Here is a 13,285-nt window from a genome sequence, read left to right as displayed (position 1 = left end):
CGCGGCCCTCCCCCTGTCCTCGCGTACGGCGTTCAGCTTTTCGGGTTCGCGTACGGCCACCTGAGAAAAACCCCGGGAAACAGGAACGGCGGCCTCCCCCGTACGGGGAAGCCGCCGTCACCTGCGGAGCGTCAGCCCAGCTTCACCTTGAAGATCGGGTCCGCGGCCAGCTTCTTGAACGCGGCCAGCGCGGCCGGCGTGCTGTTGATGCTGATGTCGCGGTCGCCCTCGTCGTCCTTCTTGGTGTCGAAGTACACGATCGCCTTCACGGCCGGACGCTTGGCCAGCTCGGGCAGCACGCTGTTGAACATCGCCGACTTGTCGGTGACCTTGTTGACGCGGTGGTAGGCGCCCCACTCGGCGACCATGATCGGCTTGGCGGCGTGCTTGGTGGTGGACCACTCGTAGAAGCCCAGGCCACCACCGGTCGGCGCGCGGTCGAGCAGGTCGTTGAACTTGCCGAAGTGGTAGTAGCCGGGCTCGACGCTCACGTACGAGTCGAGACCCATCCAGTCGACGACGTCGTCACCGGGGTACAGGTCCTTCCACCACGACTGGGCCATCCACTTCTCGTTACCCATGTACGCCATCACGTTGACGACGTTGGTGACGCCCTGCGAGCGCAGACGCAGGATCGTGTGGCGGTACATGGCGGCGAAGTCCTTCGCCTCGAAGCCCGAGCCGGCCCTGGCCACAACATCGTTCTCCGGCTCGTGGTTCAGAACCAGGAAGAACTTCTTCCCGTACGTCTTGGCGCGCGCGGCGAACGCATCGATCCGCTTGTTCTGCTCGCCCTTGGCCACCTTCGCCCACGTCGAGCCGTACGCGATCTTCCAGTTGGTCAGCAGCACCCGCGGGTTGGCGGAGTCGCCGGTCATCGCGATCTCGGCCTTGGTCGGGAAGTTCTCGTCACCCTTGTGGTAGGTGTGGTAGATCGTCGAGGTGCGGCCGCTGAGCTTCTCCCAGTCCTTGAGGGCCTGGTCGCGCGGCGCGGTCGTGAAACCACCGGCCGCGGCGCCCCACAGCACGCCACACGAGGGAACAAGCTTCGCGTCGGTCACGCAGTCACCGGCCGGCTTGGCCACCGGCGGCGACACGTCGCCCTGCGTGGTGACCTCCAGGACCGGGGCGCCGCTGCCGGCCTCGGCCGACTGGAAACGCACCGCCGCGCCGGTCGAGGACAGGGCGAACGCGTACGTGCCGGGGCCCTTGACGACCTTGCCCAGGTCGAAGCTGACCGTCGTGCCGGGGACGGCGCTTGCCAGCACGGAGCCGAGCGCGGGAGCGTTGGCCGCGGTGAGCTTGGCCTCGGTCCAGTTGGTCTTCGCCACCTGGCGCAGCGTGACCGTGCTGGTCGTCTGGGCCTGCGTGGTCAGCTTCAGGCGGGCGCCGGCGACCTTGGTGCCGGCCGGGACCGCGAACTGCAGGAACGAGGTCTTCGTCTCCTTGCCCGCGATGCCGGCGACCAGCTTGGTCTCGTTGCCGAAGACGACACCGGTGCGGACGTTCGAGACGTACGCGTCGTGGCCCGCGGCCAGCTTCAAGGTGGTCCCGGCGGCAACGGCCTGGGCCGGGGCCGTGGCCGCCACACCCGCCGTACCGGCGAGCACCGCGGTCAGCACCGAGTACTTCTTCAGCTTCGAACGACGCACTTTTTGCTCTCCCCCACTCCGTCCGGCCGTTGTCAGCCGGGCATGTGAAAGAGATTCCGGGACGCTCGGTGCGCGGCCGGTGCCCGCGGCGGTGCGGTCGGGTTGCGGGGGTTGTTTTCCTCAAGTCTTGCCATCCGGCGCTTTCGCGGGGTAGCCAGACAGGATGGAACTGATCATCGACGGGCACAACGACCTGCCCATGCAGCTGCGCGGACGCTTCGGATACCGGGTCGACGGCCTGGACGAGCCGCAGCCTTCGCTGCAGACCGACATTCCCCGGCTGCGCGCGGGCGGGGTCGGCGGGCAGTTCTGGTCGGTCTACGTGCCGGGTGAGCTGAGCGAGCCCGAAGCCGTCGTGGCGACCATGGAACAGATCGACGCCGTGTACCGGATGGCGGCGGCGTACCCGGACGACTTCGCGATCGCGTACAGCGCCGACCACGTCGAGCAGGCCATGGCCGCCGGCAAGGTTGCCTCCTTGATCGGGATCGAGGGCGGGCACAGCCTGGCCACCTCGCTCGGCGTGCTGCGGGCGTTCGCGCGTCTCGGCGTGCGTTACGTGACGCTGACCCACAACGAGAACCTGTCGTGGGCCGACTCGGCCGTGCGTGAGTCCCGGGTCGGCGGCCTCAACGACGAAGGGCGAGCCGTCGTACGCGAGATGCAGCGCATCGGCGTGCTGGTGGACCTGTCACACGTGGCGCCGGTGACCATGCACGCGGCCCTGGACACGGCGTTCGCCCCGGTCATCTTCAGCCACTCCGGGGTGCGCGCGCTGCACGACCACCCCCGCAACGTCCCCGACGACGTGCTGAGGAGGCTGCGCGACAACGGCGGCGTCATCCAGCTGACGTTCGTGGCCCCGTTCCTGTCGGCCGAGTCGCGGGCGTGGATGGCAGCGGCCGACGAGGAGTGGGAGCGGCTCGGCCCGCCGCCGCGCCCGGCCGAGTGGCCACGGGCGCCCCGCCCCGGCGAGGACCCGGCCACGCTGCCGGAGTGGCCCGGCCCCGACCGCGTGGTGGAACCCGAGTTCGCGGCGTGGCTGGCCGCCAACCCGCGCCCGCCGGTGACCGTGGCCCACGTCGCCGACCAGGTCGAACACGCCCGCGACGTGGCCGGGGTCGACCACATCGGCCTGGGCGGCGACTACGACGGCACCCCCGAACTCCCCGACGGCATGGGCGACGTGTCCAGCTACCCCCTGCTGATGACCGAGCTCGCCGGCCGCGGCTGGTCCGACGACGACCTCGCCAAACTCGCCAACCGCAACATCCTCCGAGCCCTCCGCGAAGCCGAGCGTCTCGCCGAGGAACCCCTCTGGCCCCTCACTCCCGCCCGCTGACCCCCGTTACGACGGCGTCCGGCGTGGTCAGACGAGGCCGGCGTCGTGGTCAGACGAGGCCGGCGTCGTGGACGAGGATGGCGACCTGAACGCGGTTGTTGAGCTCGAGCTTGATCAGCAGGCGGGAGACGTGGGCCTTCACAGTCGCCACGGACATGTGCAGGTCGGACGCGATCTCGGCGTTCGAGCGGCCGTGGGCCAGGGCCAGGGCCACGTCGCGTTCGCGCTCGCTGAGCTGGGCGAGCCTGTCGGCGGCGCGGGCGCGCGAGGGCGGGGCAGGGGCGGCGACATGCGCGATCAGCCGCCGGGTGACCGTGGGCGACAGCATGGCCTCGCCCGCGGCCACTCGGCGTACGGCTCGCAGGATCTCGGCCGGCGGCGTGTCCTTGAGCAGGAAACCACTGGCCCCGGCCCGCAGCGCGCGCAGCACGAACTCGTCGGCGTCGAACGTGGTCAGCACAAGCACCTCGGGCGCGCCGGACCGGGCCCGCAGCGACTCGGTGGCGGCCAGCCCGTCGACCCGCGGCATCCGGATGTCCATCAGCACGACGTCGGGCTCGTGCTTCGACACAGCGCCGGGCACCTCGGCGCCGTCGACCGCCTCGCCCACCACCACGATGTCGGAAGCCGCCGAGAGGATCATGCTGAGCCCGGCCCTCACGAGCGCGTCGTCGTCGACGATCAGCACCCGTACCCGCTCTTTCTCGTCGTCCTCGATCACGTCGGCCATGGCAGCCATGCTGTCAGAGCGAACTCGTTCTCCGGCGTGCGGCCGTGGCTGAGACGGCCGCCGGCCAGCGCCGCCCGTTCGGTCAGGCCGATCAGCCCTGTGCCCGTGCCCGGGATCGACGTGCCCGTGCCGCCGATCGGCCACGGGTTACGGATGTCGATCACCAGTCCCTCGCCGGCCGACCCGGCCACATTGACCCGCACGTAAGCGCCGGGCGCGTGCTTGCGCGCATTGGTCAGACCCTCCTGCACGATGCGGTAGGCGGTGCGCCCCGTGCCGGCCGGAACCGTCTCGGGCTCGACCGCCACGTCGAGGTCGACCTTGACGCCGGCCGAGCGTGACTCCTCGGCCAGCGAGGTCAGCTCGCCCAGGGTCGGCTGCGGCGGCTCGGGGGCGCCCTCGGGCCGGTCGTCGCGCAGGACGCCGATCACCTCGCGCAGGTCCTGCAACGCCTGGTGGGCGCTGGCCCGGATGACCCCGGCGGCCGTGGTGACCTCGTCGGGCGTGGCGTTCGGTTTGATCTCGAGCGCGCCCGCGTGCAGGCTCAGCAGCGAGATGCGGTGGGCGAGCACGTCGTGCATCTCGCGGGCGATGCGGTTGCGCTCGGTCGAACGGGCCTGGGCCACGCGCAGTTGCTGCTCGGCCTCGGCACGTTCGGCGCGGTCCCGGTACGACGCGACGAGCTGGCGCCGGGCGCGGACCACCATGCCCCACAGACAAGCGATGAGAAGGAAGACCAGACCCCACGCGGTCGTCTCCCAATAGCTGTTGCCCTCCTCGGGACGGATGATCGGAAACACGATGTTGGTCGCCGCAGTGCCGAGGAAGAAGACCGCAAGCACCGGGAACCTGCGATGCACGGCGACGGTGAAGACCACGGCGACCATCGTGACGCTGGCCGCCACGCTGAAAGTCGAGAGGACCAGGCAGTAGATCGCCAACGGGATCAGAAGCCGGGTGCGCCGCCACCACAGCCCGATCGCCCCGATCATGGCGCACCAGAAGTCTGTCCAGATCAGCCACGCCGGCGAGCCTCCCTGCGCGACCAGGAACGACGGCTCCGGCTGCAAGAGATCCCACGTGCCGTAGACGGTGAAGCCGACTGCGAGGCAGAAGACCAGGGTGTCGACCAGCCAGTCACGGGTCGACCTGCGGCCCGGATCCGACGCTTCGAGCGCGGAGGGCAGCAGCCACCGGTAATCCTGACTGAGCTTTCCCACGTCCAAAACTCTACGGGCGCGCGTGACGGCCCGGATACCTACCAAAGTCGGGGGTCAGGGGCATACCAAGGTTCTGGGTGGCCGACCTCCGGCCGAAGCGCGCAGCCACCCGGCGCCCGCAGGCTTGACGGCATGATCACGGTCGAGAATCTCACCAAGAGGTACGGCAGCCACGCCGCCGTCAACGACGTGTCCTTCACCTGCGAGCCCGGCACGGTGACCGGGTTCCTGGGCCCCAACGGTGCGGGCAAGTCGACCACCATGCGCATGATCTGCGGTCTTTCCACACCCACGTCCGGCACCGCGACCGTTCGCGGTGTGCCCTACCGCCGGCTCGGGAACCCCGGCCGGGAGGTGGGCGTGCTGCTCGACGCGTCGGCTCAGCACCCCGGGCGTACGGGAAGGGAGGTCTTGACCGTTGCCGCCCTGACCATGGGCATCGACACCAAGGAGGTGCCCCGCGCGCTCGACCGGGTCGGGTTGAACACGACCGCGGGCAAGCGACGCGTCCGGGCCTACTCGCTCGGCATGCGGCAACGCCTCGGCCTGGCCCTGGCGCTGCTCGGCGACCCGGCGGTGCTGATCCTGGACGAGCCGGCCAACGGGCTCGACCCCGAGGGCATCTACTGGATGCGCGGCCTGTTGCGCGACTTCGCCGACCGTGGCGGCGTGGTGCTGCTCTCCTCCCACCTGCTGCGTGAGGTCGAGGCCGTGGCCGACCAGCTGGTCGTCATCGGCGGCGGCAAGATCGTCGCCCAGGGCGGCAAGGCCGAGCTGCTGGCCCAGACCGGCACCCTGGTTCGCGCGGCCGACCCCGCCGCGCTCGAGATGGTGCTCAATCGCGCCGGCCTGTCCGGGACGAGGACCACCGACGGCGGCTTCGTGGTTCCGGCCGGCTCCGAGGTGATCGGCCGCGCCGCCGCCGACGCCGGGCTCGTGCTCCTCGAACTCAGGCCCGCCGGCTCCGGTGGCCTCGAGCAGATGTTCCTCACCCTGACCGCCGGCGAATCAGTCAAGGAGGCTGTCCGATGACCGCCGTTCTCGAAACCCCCGTTTCCTCCGTACGCGTGCGGCACCGCCCGCCCGGGATCGGCCGGCTCACCCGCGTCGAGCTGCGCAAACTCGGCGACACGCGGGCCGGGATGTGGATGCTGATCGCCATCGCGCTGGCCACCGTGGGCACCTCGGTGATCCTGCTCGGCTGGGCGCCCGACGAGGACCAGCACCTCGAGGGATTCTTCAGTTTCGCGCTGCTGCCGTCGGCGGTCCTGCTGCCGGTGCTGGGCATCCTGTCGATGACCGCCGAATGGTCGCAACGGACCGCGCTCACCACGTTCACGCTGGTGCCGGCGCGCGAGCGGGTGATCGTGGCCAAGTTGATCGCGGGCGCCCTGATCGCGGTGGTGTCGACCCTGGCCATGCTGGCGATCTCGGCTGTGGCGAACCTGCTGGCCGGGGCGCTCGGGGCCGACGGTGGCTGGGACATCGCCGGCTCGCTCGTCGCGCAGGGCTTCGTCATGCAGATCCTGCTGGTGCTGATGGGCCTGGCGTTCGGCGCGCTGCTGCTCAACTCGCCGCTGGCCATCGTGCTGTACCTGGCCCTGCCGATGGTGTGGAGCATCCTGGGCGGCACGATCAGCGCCCTGCGGGACGCGGCCGGCTGGCTCGACATCAACTCCACGACCGCCGCCATGGGCGAGCCGGGGATGACCGGCGACGAATGGGCCCGGGTCGGCGTCTCGGCCGCGGTGTGGGTGCTGCTGCCGCTGGTGGCGGGCATCCTGCGAGTGCTGCGCCGTGAGGTGAACTGAGGGTTTGCCCACCGCCGGGCGGGGGTAGGCGAGGACAATGCCCATCGGCGCCCAACCGCCCGGCCGGCGCGGCACGGTCGAGAAACCGTACAGCGCGCTCAACCTGCGACTGATCCTCGCCGCGTTCGGCTTCGTCATCTGCGCCGTCCTGGGGATCCTGCTGCTGCGATCCGGCTGGGCGGTGCCCGGCTGGCTCCTGCTGGCCTGGGCCGCGGTGGCCGTGATCGACATGATCGTCGTGCAACTGCGCCGCCGAGCCCGCCGTCGCACCGAGAACGGCCAAGACCACTCCCTCTTCGAATAGCCACCGGGACGCCACCCGCCACGGGTAGCGTCCCTTTTCATGAGCCATGCCGGGTTTGCAGCTTTTGTCGCCACCGCCCTGTTACTCGGCACGCCCCCCACCCCGATCCACACCCATTCACGCGCCGCTGCCGCCTGGCCAACTGCCTCTGCCGCCCGGCCAACTGCCTCTGCCGCCCGGCCAACTGCCTCTGCCGCCTGGCCAACTGCCACTGCCGCCTGGCCCACTGCCGCGGACTCGCCGAATTCCGCCGGCTTCGCCACTGCCAGAATCGGGACCGCCGCTCACACCCGACGCGCAGGCCGAGGCCCCGGGCCGGCTTCCGACGTCCGCGAGCTCAGCCGAACGCGGTTCACGCTCGACGGCCGCCCGCTTCCGCCGAGCCGCCGCCCGCAGGCCCGGCCGCACGGGCGGGTCGCGGCCGAGGGCACACCGGCGGTCGGGACCGTACGGGAATGGGTCGGGCTCGACGACACAACCGGCAAGCTGTATCGCAAGAACTACACGCTGAAGGCGGTCGGCCGGCACATCGAGGTATGGGTCGCTCACGATCTCGCCTTTCCCGCCGCCGACTGCCGCAAGAACTCGATCGAGGTGACCGACCGGAACATCGCCGACCTGGTGCGCGAGTTCGACGGCACCATCTATCCGAAGGAGACGGCCGTCTTCAGCACCCCGCCCGAGCGCAACGGCGCGGCAGCGACGATGGACGGCGACTTCACCGGTGACGGAGACAAGACGGTCACCCTGGTCGACAACATCCGCGACGCCAACTACTACACCTTTCCCAAGGCTGTCACCTATGTCGCCGGGTTCTTCTCCCGAGAGCTCAACGAGCTCTTCGACCGCAACGTCATGACCATCGACGCCTACGACTGGAAACACCGCCTCGGGGCAGCACCGGCCGACGACCCCACCGACGACCTCTGCACGAGCCGGCCCGCGCGCCCGCGCATGTACGAGGCGACGTTCGCCCACGAGTGGCAGCACCTGCTGGAGTACTACGCCGACCCGAACGAGACGACCTGGGTCAACGAGGGCCTGGCCGACTTCGCGTCGACGGTGAGTGGTTATGTCGACGCCCGCGCCCGCGTCCACGAGCCGGGCAACGATGTGCATCTCATGTGCTTCCAGGGCTGGGGGTCCGTGCGGACGCGTTACAACATCAACCCGCGCGCCTGTGGCGGCCCGCAGAACTCGCTGAACCTGTGGGACGAGGGCGCGCCGAGCGAGGTGCTCGCCGATTACGGCAACGTCTATCAGTTCATGCTTTATCTGCGGGACCGTTTCGGCATCGAGGTGGTGTCCGCCCTGCATCGCGACGGGCAGCGGCAAGGGCTGGCGGGCGTGCAGGCAGCGCTGCCGGTCGGGGTCGCGCTTTACGACGTGCTGCACGATTTCCAGCTGATGACGCTGGTCGACGACGTGGACGGTCCCGTCGCGGGGATCGCAGCCGAGCGGGTGAGGGCGGCGTCGCTGCGCTCCACGATCAACCTCGAGAACGCGGCCGCTTACGACATGCCGGGCGCGGCCCCGAACGGCGCGGACTACGTGCCACTGCCGACACCTCTCAAGTCGGTCTCGTTCCGCGGCGCCTCCACGCTGGATCCGTTGCCGATCGGGTGGACGATCGCCGGAGGCACCCTCTTTTCCGGCAACACCGACAACCTCGACGCGTACGCCGTCAGGCCGGTGACCGTTCCGGCCGGCGAGCCTGTGCTGCGGCTGGAGACGTCCTACGCCGCCGAGGAGCGCTACGACCACGCCTACGTGATGATCTCGAACAACGGCGGGCGCACGTATCACGCCGTCACCGGTGACCGGACCGTTCCCGGCCCGCTCGGCCCCGCCCTGACCGGCGCCGGCAACGGGGTCGTCACGGCCGAGTACAACCTCAAGGCGTACGCGGGAAGGAAGGTCTTGCTCGGTTTGCGGTACGTGACGGATGCGGCGACGTCGAAGGGTGGCTGGCGCATCGGGACGATCACCCTCGCCGGCCGCGAGCTCAGCGACGGCACCTCGCTGACCGGGTGGACCTCCCCGACCGCCGTGCGGCGCACCCCTGTGCACGCCTGGCACGTCCGCCTGGTCGGGCTGGCTCCCGGACGCGCCGAGGTCGTCCCGTTGACGCGTTTTCGGCGTCTGGCTTCCTATCCCCGCGTCGTCGCCGTCATCTCGCACGACGAGCCGGCCGAGTCCGAGAAGCGTTTCGCGCCCTATCGCCTGATCGCCAACGGCCGCCTGCAGCCGGGCGGCTCCGGTCCTGCACCGACTCATCCCCCGTCCTCCCCCTCGACATCTGCGCCGCCACCGGCCACGGACTCCGGCCCGCAGCTCAGGGCAGCAGGCCGTAGATCAGCGCCGGCGAGCCCGAGCCCGCGCGATTGATCTGGCCGCCGCACAGGATGTGGGCGCCGGTCTCGGGCAGCGCCGCCAGGTTGGCGAGCACCTCGAGGCTGATGCGGTGGCGGCGATGGACCAGGTGCGACACCGTGTAGGTTGCGTCGGCGCCCACGTCGGGGCTGAACGCGTCGGTGCCCGTGCCGCCGCGGTGACCGAGGCGACCTGTATCGATCAGCCAGCGCGCGGTCTCGACGGCGAACCCGGGATGGTGCAGCGCGCCGTCCGCGCCGGCGTTGGTGAACTCGGCCGTGCCCCACTTGGCGTCCCAACCCGTCCAGAGGATGACCATGGACTCGTCGGGAACGCGCCCGTGCGTCGCCTCCCAGGACTCGATGTCAGCGATCGTGACGGCGTAATCGGGATCGCGGGCGCATTTCTCCCGTACGTCGATCTTGACAGCTTTCAGATACAGGTCTTCCACGTCCAGCTCGTCGGCCAGCGGCTCACCGTGATTGAAGTGGCCGGGCGCGCCCCAGTGGGTGCCGGTGTGCTCGCCCTGGCGGACTGCGCGCAGGTAGTAGCCGTCCTTGTCAATTGTCGCCACCGTCTCGAGCTCGAAGGGCGGGTCGCCGGGGTAGACGTTCGTCGTGGCGGGGTCGTGCACGTGGGAGAGGCTGACCAGCTGCATGCCGGACACCATAGCCCATTGACAGTGTCATCGTGACAGTGTCATGCTTCTTGGCATGTGGACGCTCGACGAGTTGGTAGAACGGGTACGTGAAGCCCTCGAGGCCGAATACCCCGGTGCGCCGAACGGCCGCGTCCGCGACCTGCCCGATCGCCGGGCGATCCGGTGGTATTCGACGATCGGCCTGGTCGACAAGCCGCTCGGCATGCGCGGCCGCACGGCTCTTTACGGTCCGCGCCACCTGCAGCAGCTGGTCGCCATCAAGCGGCGGCAGGCCGAGGGCCTCACCCTCGCCCAGATCCAGGAGGAGCTGACCGCCGTCTCGCCGGCCGCCCTGACCGAGATCTCCCACGTGCCGCCGCGCCTGCTGGTCACGATCGACGACAACGCCCTGGAGCATCACGCCGAGCGCGCCCGCTTCTGGGCCGACCCCCTACCCGAGACCCATCCGCCCGAGACCCATCCGCCCCGGCCCACACCGCCGGGCCACGGTCGGCCGTCGCACGATCCCGTGCCTCCGGCCGCGTCACCAGCTGACGTGCCGAAACCGCCCGCGTCACGTCCGCCGGCCGCCCGCCGTTCCGCTGCGACGACTCAGGCTTTCACCGGCGTGGCCCTTGGGGGTGACGTGCTGTTGCTCGTCCCCGGCCCCGTGTCCGACCGCGACCGCGACGCCATCGCCGAGGCCGCCGCACCCCTGCTCGACCTGCTCACCGCCCGAGGCCTCACCTCCGCCGACGGCTTGATCGATGGGAGTCCGTCATGACCTTTTCCGTCACCCCGATGGCGCCGGGGGAGATCAGCCGCATCCGGATCCTCCCCGACGCCGGCTTCGGCATGCTGCGCACCGACCGCGGCGCCCTGCCGCTCGACCGTCTCGACGTGCGCGCCCGCATCAGTGGCCTGGTCGCGCGCACGGTGGTCACCACCGAGTTCGTCAACGTGCACGACGACGCTCTCGAGGCGACCTATGTCTTCCCGCTGCCCGACCGCGCCGCCGTCACCGGCATGACGATGACCTGCGACGATCGCGTGGTCACGGCCGAGCTGCAGGAACGCGGGGCGGCGCGGGAGGCCTACGACCAGGCGATCGCCTCCGGCCGCCGGGCGTCGATCGCCGAGGAGGAGCGGCCTGACGTCTTCACCATGCGGGTCGGCAACATCGTCCCCGGTGAGCGCGTGACGGTCGAGCTGAGCATGGTCGGGCCGCTGCCGTTCGAAGACGGTGAGGCCACGTTCCGGTTCCCACTGGTGGTGGCGCCGCGCTACATTCCCGGCACTCCGCTGCCCGGCCGGTCGGTGGGTGACGGCTGGGCGCCCGACACCGATGCCGTGCCGGACGCCTCGCGCATCACTCCCCCGGTCCTGCTGCCCGGCTTCCCCAATCCGTTGCGGCTCGGCGTCTCCGTCGAGATCGACCCGGCCGGCCTCGAGCTGGGCGAGGTGCGATCCAGCCTGCACACGGTCATCAATCGCGACGGTGTGCTGACCATCGGTCCCGACGAGCGGGCCAACCGCGACTTCATCCTCCGCCTGCCCTACGCCGGCGGCGGCCAGACCGCGATCGCCGTGGCCGACGAGACAGCCGAGGAGCCCGAGGGCGTTTTCCAGCTGGTCGTGCTGCCGCCGGCCGATTCCACGCCGGCACGCCCGAAAGACGTGGTCCTGCTGCTCGACCGTTCGGGCAGCATGGGCGGCTGGAAGATGGTGGCCGCACGCCGGGCCGCGGCCCGGGTGATCGACACGCTGACCGCCGCCGACCGCTTCGCGGTGCTCACGTTCGACCATCAGGTCGACCGGCCCGACGACCTGCCCTCCGGTCTGGCCGAGGCGATCGACCGGCACCGGTTCCGCGCGGTCGAGCACCTTGCCAAGGCGGACGCCCGCGGCGGCACAGAGCTGCTCAGTCCGCTGCGCGAAGGGCTGGAGCTGCTGCGGGCGAGCGAGGGTCGTGACCGGGTGCTCGTGCTGGTCACCGATGGCCAGGTCGGCAACGAGGACCAGATCGTCCACGACGTCACGCCGCTGATCGGCACCACACGCATCCACACGATCGGCATCGACCGTGCGGTCAACGCCGGGTTCCTGGGGCGGCTCGCCGCGCTCGGCGCCGGCCGGGCCGAGCTGGTCGAGAGCGAGGACCGTCTCGACGAGGCGATGGAGCACATCCACCGCCGCATCGGCGCTCCCGTCGTCACCGGCCTGCGGGTCGAGGCCACGGGCTTGACCCTGGTCGACGAGGACACGACACCGGCTCGGCTGCCCGGCCTCTACCCGGGTGTCCCGCTCGTGGTGAGCGGCCGCTACACCGGCCGACCCGGTGGCGAGCTCGTGGTCACCGGTTGCACACGCGACGATCGTGAGTTTCGCGCGACGGTCCCGGTGCATGAGCGCCACGAGACGGCGTTCGAGGCGCAGTGGGCACGGGCGCGGCTGCGCGATCTCGAGGACGCGTACGCCGCGGGTGACCGCGGGCTCGAGCAGCGCATCGTCGCGACCTCGTTGCGCTACGGGGTGCTGTGCCGGTTCACGGCGTTCGTGGCCGTCGACAGCCGGGTGGTCAACGAGGGCGGGAAGACCCGCCGAGTGACCCAGCCGGTCGAGTTCCCCGACGGCTGGGCGGCGCCCGAGGAAGCATCGGCCGGCTACATGCCGATGGCCGCGGCCGCGGCCGCGCCGATGCCGGCACCACCGGCCGCCCCGGCCCGGTTCGCGCCGGCCACTCTGGAGTCGTTCGCCGCCCCGGCCGATTCGGGGGGCCCGGGCGGCGCGAGCGGGGCCGGCGGCTTCCGGGCTGGCCGCGCGGCCGCACGGCCGGCGATGATGCGGGCCAAGGCGCAGGCGTCGTTCGGGAGCACGCTCAGCCTCGACGAGGTGCGCGCTCTGGCCGCCACCGAGGTTCAGCGCCTCCGCGACGCCGCCGGGCTGCCCGACTGGGAGCGCCGCGACCTGCTGGACGACCTGGCCAGCCGCCTCGATGTGCTGACCGGCGGGCTCGACGACCCGGCGTTCGCACCGCTGAAAGACCTCATCATCAAGCTCCGCTCCGACGCCACCACAGCCGAGAAATGGACGGCCGCAGTGGAAGTCCTGACCGCTTTCGCGGGCGACGCCACACCACCCACCTCCGCCGAGGGACCGCCGTCGTCAAACACCGCACCCGAGCGAAAGGCCTTCTGGAAACGCTGACACCAC

Annotated in this window: 11 protein-coding genes; 7 read left to right on the top strand and 4 right to left on the bottom strand. The window is 70.7% G+C overall.

Features of this window, described 5'->3' with window-relative positions; genetic code table 11:
• Window positions 1-131: 131 nt before the first annotated feature.
• Window positions 132-1,652, bottom strand: a complete 1,521-nt coding sequence (locus tag C8E87_RS31295; RefSeq protein WP_133876406.1) for a CBM96 family carbohydrate-binding protein — start codon at window positions 1,650-1,652, stop codon at window positions 132-134.
• A gap of 163 nt (window positions 1,653-1,815) precedes the next feature.
• On the opposite strand from C8E87_RS31295, the gene C8E87_RS31290 reads away from it, so the two are divergent.
• The gene (locus C8E87_RS31290) at window positions 1,816-2,994 is read left to right on the top strand and encodes a dipeptidase (RefSeq protein WP_133876405.1); all 1,179 of its coding nucleotides are present in this window, start codon (window positions 1,816-1,818) and stop codon (window positions 2,992-2,994) included.
• Between the two features lie 49 nt (window positions 2,995-3,043).
• Here C8E87_RS31290 and C8E87_RS31285 read toward each other — a convergent pair whose 3' ends face one another.
• A complete protein-coding gene (locus tag C8E87_RS31285; RefSeq protein ID WP_133876404.1) occupies window positions 3,044-3,733 on the bottom strand; it encodes a response regulator in 690 nt (229 codons plus the stop codon).
• A complete protein-coding gene (locus C8E87_RS31280; protein ID WP_133876403.1) occupies window positions 3,712-4,944 on the bottom strand; it encodes a sensor histidine kinase in 1,233 nt (410 codons plus the stop codon). Before C8E87_RS31280 ends, C8E87_RS31285 begins: the two co-directional genes overlap by 22 nt.
• A 132-nt stretch (window positions 4,945-5,076) precedes the next feature.
• On the opposite strand from C8E87_RS31280, the gene C8E87_RS31275 reads away from it, so the two are divergent.
• The 4 genes from C8E87_RS31275 to C8E87_RS31260 are packed head-to-tail and all read left to right on the top strand — an operon-like array spanning window position 5,077 to window position 9,447.
• On the top strand, window positions 5,077-5,976 hold the full coding sequence (locus C8E87_RS31275; protein WP_133876402.1) for an ABC transporter ATP-binding protein: 900 nt from the start codon (window positions 5,077-5,079) through the stop codon (window positions 5,974-5,976).
• Window positions 5,973-6,755 (top strand): ABC transporter permease, encoded by a 783-nt coding sequence (locus C8E87_RS31270; RefSeq protein ID WP_133876401.1) that lies wholly within the window; start codon window positions 5,973-5,975, stop codon window positions 6,753-6,755. The genes C8E87_RS31275 and C8E87_RS31270 overlap by 4 nt, the downstream gene beginning before the upstream one ends.
• Before the next feature lie 37 nt (window positions 6,756-6,792).
• Entirely contained in the window at window positions 6,793-7,059 is a 267-nt protein-coding gene (locus C8E87_RS31265; protein ID WP_133876400.1) for a hypothetical protein, read from the top strand.
• Window positions 7,060-7,098: 39 nt separating this feature from the next.
• Window positions 7,099-9,447: an immune inhibitor A domain-containing protein gene (locus tag C8E87_RS31260; RefSeq protein ID WP_203720876.1), complete on the top strand. Its 2,349-nt coding sequence runs from the start codon at window positions 7,099-7,101 to the stop codon at window positions 9,445-9,447.
• On the opposite strand, the gene C8E87_RS31255 is transcribed toward C8E87_RS31260, so the two are convergent.
• Window positions 9,395-10,090 (bottom strand): cyclase family protein, encoded by a 696-nt coding sequence (locus C8E87_RS31255; RefSeq protein WP_133876399.1) that lies wholly within the window; start codon window positions 10,088-10,090, stop codon window positions 9,395-9,397. The two genes, C8E87_RS31260 and C8E87_RS31255, sit on opposite strands and share 53 nt — an antisense overlap.
• Before the next feature lie 55 nt (window positions 10,091-10,145).
• Between C8E87_RS31255 and C8E87_RS31250 the strand changes: the two genes are divergently transcribed.
• Window positions 10,146-10,856: a helix-turn-helix domain-containing protein gene (locus C8E87_RS31250; protein ID WP_133876398.1), complete on the top strand. Its 711-nt coding sequence runs from the start codon at window positions 10,146-10,148 to the stop codon at window positions 10,854-10,856.
• Window positions 10,853-13,279: a VIT domain-containing protein gene (locus C8E87_RS31245; protein ID WP_133876397.1), complete on the top strand. Its 2,427-nt coding sequence runs from the start codon at window positions 10,853-10,855 to the stop codon at window positions 13,277-13,279. The genes C8E87_RS31250 and C8E87_RS31245 overlap by 4 nt, the downstream gene beginning before the upstream one ends.
• Window positions 13,280-13,285 lie beyond the last annotated feature (6 nt).

Origin of the sequence: Paractinoplanes brasiliensis (genome assembly GCF_004362215.1) — a bacterium.
GTDB classification, from domain to species: Bacteria; Actinomycetota; Actinomycetes; order Mycobacteriales; family Micromonosporaceae; genus Actinoplanes; species Actinoplanes brasiliensis.
The sequence above is the reverse complement of the archived record's forward strand: the minus strand, read 5'-3'. Positions and strand labels throughout refer to the sequence as shown.

Coding starts and splice junctions, on each gene's coding strand:
- C8E87_RS31290 (WP_133876405.1), top strand. CDS start 1,816: ATGGAACTGATCATCGACGGGCACAACGACCTGCCCATGCAGCTGCGC.
- C8E87_RS31285 (WP_133876404.1), bottom strand. CDS start 3,733: ATGGCTGCCATGGCCGACGTGATCGAGGACGACGAGAAAGAGCGGGTA.
- C8E87_RS31275 (WP_133876402.1), top strand. CDS start 5,077: ATGATCACGGTCGAGAATCTCACCAAGAGGTACGGCAGCCACGCCGCC.
- C8E87_RS31270 (WP_133876401.1), top strand. CDS start 5,973: ATGACCGCCGTTCTCGAAACCCCCGTTTCCTCCGTACGCGTGCGGCAC.
- C8E87_RS31265 (WP_133876400.1), top strand. CDS start 6,793: ATGCCCATCGGCGCCCAACCGCCCGGCCGGCGCGGCACGGTCGAGAAA.
- C8E87_RS31260 (WP_203720876.1), top strand. CDS start 7,099: ATGAGCCATGCCGGGTTTGCAGCTTTTGTCGCCACCGCCCTGTTACTC.
- C8E87_RS31255 (WP_133876399.1), bottom strand. CDS start 10,090: ATGCAGCTGGTCAGCCTCTCCCACGTGCACGACCCCGCCACGACGAAC.
- C8E87_RS31250 (WP_133876398.1), top strand. CDS start 10,146: ATGTGGACGCTCGACGAGTTGGTAGAACGGGTACGTGAAGCCCTCGAG.
- C8E87_RS31245 (WP_133876397.1), top strand. CDS start 10,853: ATGACCTTTTCCGTCACCCCGATGGCGCCGGGGGAGATCAGCCGCATC.